Here is a 3,357-nt window from a genome sequence, read left to right on the forward strand (position 1 = left end):
GGCAGCATGGGTTCCAGGATGGAAGGCGGGAAAGTATGCTTTTGGTTCAGAAACAGAGGCGGCCTTTAGTTACCAGCTGGGTCTGCCGTGAAGGACGTCTGTCTTTCTCTTTCTGGATCAAATCAAGCGCGAGAAGGGCGTTTGGTGAATGCCTTGGCAGCAAGAGGCGATGAAAGACGTGATACTCTGCGATAAGCCATGGGGAGCTGAGAATAAGCTTTGATCCATGGATTTCTGAATGGGGCAACCCACCTGAAAGCTTCATATTGTTATCTTTGATACTCAATATGGGGTTTAAACAGGTACTTAAGACCTGAATACATAGGGTTTTAAGAGCAAACCCGGGGAACTGAAACATCTAAGTACCCGGAGGAAAGGAAATCAATTGATACTCCCCTAGTAGCGGCGAGCGAACGGGGACCAGCCGAGCCAGATAAGTGACTAGAACATGTTGGGAAGCATGGCCATAGCGGGTGACAGCCCCGTATAGGAAGCTTTGATGGACGTATTAAGTAGGGCGGAACACGTGAAATTCTGTCTGAAGATCGGAGGACCACCTTCGAAGGCTAAGTACTCCTTGCTGACCGATAGCGAACCAGTACCGTGAGGGAAAGGTGAAAAGCACCCCGACGAGGGGAGTGAAACAGTACCTGAAACCGAACGCCTACAATCAGTCGGAGGCTCCTTGCGAGCTGACGGCGTACCTTTTGTATAATGGGTCATCGACTTGGTCTCACGAGCAAGCTTAAGCCGTTAGGTGTAGGCGTAGCGAAAGCGAGTCTTAATAGGGCGAATGAGTTCGTGGGATCAGACCCGAAACCGAGTGATCTAGGCATGGCCAGGTTGAAGGTAAGGTAACACTTACTGGAGGACCGAACCCACATCCGTTGAAAAGGATCGGGATGAGCTGTGCCTAGGGGTGAAAGGCCAATCAAACTCGGAGATAGCTGGTTCTCTGCGAAATCTATTTAGGTAGAGCGTCATCCGAATACCCCGGGGGGTAGAGCACTGGATGGGTAATGGGGCCCCACAGGCTTACTGATCCTAACCAAACTCCGAATACCCGGGAGTACTAGATGGCAGACACACTGCGGATGCTAACGTCCGTAGTGGAGAGGGAAACAACCCTGACCTACAGCTAAGGCCCCCAATTCATGGCTAAGTGGGAAAGCAGGTGGGACGACCAAAACAACCAGGAGGTTGGCTTAGAAGCAGCCATCCTTTAAAGATAGCGTAACAGCTCACTGGTCTAAATAAGTTGTCCTGCGGCGAAGATGTAACGGGGCTCAAGCCATGAGCCGAAGCTTAGGATGCCGTAAGGCATGGTAGCAGAGCGTAGTGTGACATAGTCTCATTCCTCCTTCACGTCTTCGGGCGTATTGGAGGAGAGAGGCTTTCGATGAAGCCGGCCTGTGAGGGATCCGGTGGAGAGATCACTAGTGAGAATGATGACATGAGTAGCGACAAAGAGTGTGAGAGACACTCTCGCCGAAAGTCCAAGGGTTCCTGCTTAAAGCTAATCTGAGCAGGGTAAGCCGGCCCCTAAGCCGAGGCCGAAAGGCGTAGGCGATGGGAACTAGGTTAATATTCCTAGGCCAGGAGGATGTGACGGATTGCAGGTGTAGTTCAACCTTATCGGATTGGTTGGGCTGCTGAGCAGTTCCTGGAAATAGCCCTCCATCAGACCGTACCCTAAACCGACACAGGTGGACTGGTAGAGCATACCAAGGCGCTTGAGAGAACGATGTTGAAGGAACTCGGCAAAATACCTCCGTAAGTTCGCGAGAAGGAGGCCCGGTTCCTAGGCAACTAGGGGCTGGGGGCACAAACCAGGGGGTGGCGACTGTTTATTAAAAACACAGGGCTCTGCGAAGTCGCAAGACGACGTATAGGGTCTGACGCCTGCCCGGTGCCTGAAGGTTAAAAGGAGAGGTGAGAGCCTTGAATTGAAGCCCAGGTAAACGGCGGCCGTAACTATAACGGTCCTAAGGTAGCGAAATTCCTTGTCGGGTAAGTTCCGACCTGCACGAATGGCGTAACGACTTCCCCGCTGTCTCCAACATCGACTCAGCGAAATTGAATTGCCTGTCAAGATGCAGGCTTCCCGCGGTTAGACGGAAAGACCCCGTGCACCTTTACTACAGCTTCGCACTGGCATCAGGATTGTGATGTGCAGGATAGGTGGTAGGCTTTGAAGCGGAAACGCAAGTATCCGTGGAGCCTCCCTTGAGATACCACCCTTCGCACTCTTGATGTCTAACCGCGGTCCGTTATCCGGATCCGGGACCCTGCGTGGCGGGTAGTTTGACTGGGGCGGTCGCCTCCTAAAGCGTAACGGAGGCGCGCGAAGGTTGGCTCAGAGCGGTCGGAAATCGCTCGTTGAGTGCAATGGCAGAAGCCAGCCTGACTGCAAGACTGACAAGTCGAGCAGAGTCGAAAGACGGCCATAGTGATCCGGTGGTCCCGAGTGGAAGGGCCATCGCTCAACGGATAAAAGGTACGCCGGGGATAACAGGCTGATACTGCCCAAGAGTCCATATCGACGGCAGTGTTTGGCACCTCGATGTCGGCTCATCTCATCCTGGGGCTGGAGCAGGTCCCAAGGGTACGGCTGTTCGCCGTTTAAAGAGGTACGTGAGCTGGGTTTAGAACGTCGTGAGACAGTTCGGTCCCTATCTGCCGTGGGTGTAGGAGACTTGAGAGGAGTTGCCCCTAGTACGAGAGGACCGGGGTGAACGATCCACTGGTGGACCAGTTGTCGTGCCAACGGCAGTGCTGGGTAGCTATGATCGGACAGGATAACCGCTGAAGGCATCTAAGCGGGAAGCCCCCCTCAAAACAAGGTCTCCCTGAGGGCCGTGGAAGACCACCACGTCAATAGGCCGGAGATGTAAGCGCAGTAATGCGTTCAGTTGACCGGTACTAATCGCCCGATAGGCTTGATTTGATCCAGTAATGGAAAGACAAAATCAAAAGCATACACTGACCTTGAGTTGGACAACACTGATTGATGTGAAACCCCGCAAGGGGTGACATAACTACCGAGTGGCAACGCGCATTTGCACGCAAATACGCTGCCTGCCACTCGTCGCGCTTTGCAAAGCAAAGCCGCGACGGGGATTTTCCTCGGTTTGGTGGTCATAGCGCAAGTGAAACACCCGGTCCCATCCCGAACCCGGAAGTTAAGCACTGCCGCGCCAATGGTACTTGGGCTTAAGCCCCGGGAGAGTAGGTCACCGCCAAACCTAGTAAAATCCCCAACCTCTCTAAACGATGATACAATAACTGACACTGACGCGGGATGGAGCAGCCCGGTAGCTCGTCAGGCTCATAACCTGAAGGTCGTAGGTTCAAATC

The 3,357-nt window shown here is 53.3% G+C and carries 2 rRNA genes; both read left to right on the top strand.

Annotated features, from left to right (window positions below):
• Positions 1-120 precede the first annotated feature (120 nt).
• A 23S ribosomal RNA gene (locus ACR0ER_RS25305) occupies positions 121-2,947 on the top strand.
• A gap of 183 nt (positions 2,948-3,130) precedes the next feature.
• Positions 3,131-3,245: ribosomal RNA gene (gene rrf / locus ACR0ER_RS25310) — 5S ribosomal RNA — on the top strand.
• Positions 3,246-3,357: the final 112 nt, after the last annotated feature.

The sequence above is a fragment of the Ruegeria sp. CH8 genome, assembly GCF_056536985.1.